Below are 832 nucleotides of genomic sequence, written 5' to 3'. Positions count from 1 at the left end.
ATCGGCATTTCCATGCCCGCCTTCCGCATCGCGGGCGGGATCCTGCTATTCCTCACCGCGCTCGACATGCTCTTCGAACGGCGCTCGAAGCGGCGCGAGGACAAGGCCGGGGAAGAGGACGCCCTGCCCGACCCTTCGGTGTTTCCCATCGCCATCCCGCTGATCGCTGGCCCCGGCGCCATTGCCACCATGATCCTGCTCGCCGGCCAGACCAGCTCGGTGCTCGAGATCGCGGCGATCCTTGCTGTTCTGGTGGTGGTGCTGCTCGTCGTGCTGCTGTTCTTCCTCAGCGCGGGCATCATCGAGCACGCGCTGGGGCATACCGGCATCGTCGTTGTGACGCGGCTTCTGGGGATGCTGCTGGCGGCGCTGTCGGTGCAGTTCGTCATCGACGGTCTGCGCAACATCGGCGCCCTCGGCTGAGCCGCGCGGACCGAGCGGCCCGCGCCCCTGTTTTGACGGCGCGCGCGCCCTACATCTATCAGAGCGGTCGCGTCCGGCCACCGCGACGACCCGGAGCGCGACAGTGACCCAGATGGATTTCGGAACCCTCGCCTATCTCGGACTTCTGGCCGTGGTGCTGGTGTTCTGGATGTTCGTGCAGAACCGCGAGAAGCTCGGGCGCAAGCTGCAGTACCTTGCCGCGTGGGGGCTAATCTTCCTTGGCGTCATCGCCGCGGTGGGGCTCTGGGGCGACATCCGCCAGACGGTGATGCCGCGGCAGGCGGTCTTTGCCGACGAGGGCCGCGTCGAGCTGCCGCGCGCGCCCGACGGGCATTACTACGTCTCGCTCGAGATCAACGGCGTGCCGACGCGCTTCGTCGTCGACACC

The 832-nt window shown here is 67.5% G+C and carries 1 protein-coding gene and 1 pseudogene; both read left to right on the top strand.

What is annotated here, in order from left to right:
- On the top strand, nt 1-423 hold a 423-nt coding region (locus HC022_RS27820), incomplete at its 5' end, for a MarC family protein (protein WP_167454521.1).
- 103 nt (nt 424-526) lie between these two features.
- Nucleotides 527-832, top strand: a pseudogene (locus HC022_RS27815) (TIGR02281 family clan AA aspartic protease); the annotation flags it as partial.

Origin of the sequence: Salipiger sp. HF18 (assembly GCF_011806505.1) — a bacterium.
GTDB classification, from domain to species: domain Bacteria; phylum Pseudomonadota; class Alphaproteobacteria; order Rhodobacterales; family Rhodobacteraceae; genus Salipiger; species Salipiger thiooxidans.
Note: the sequence above shows the minus strand (reverse complement) of the source record. Positions and strands in the feature narration are given on the sequence as shown.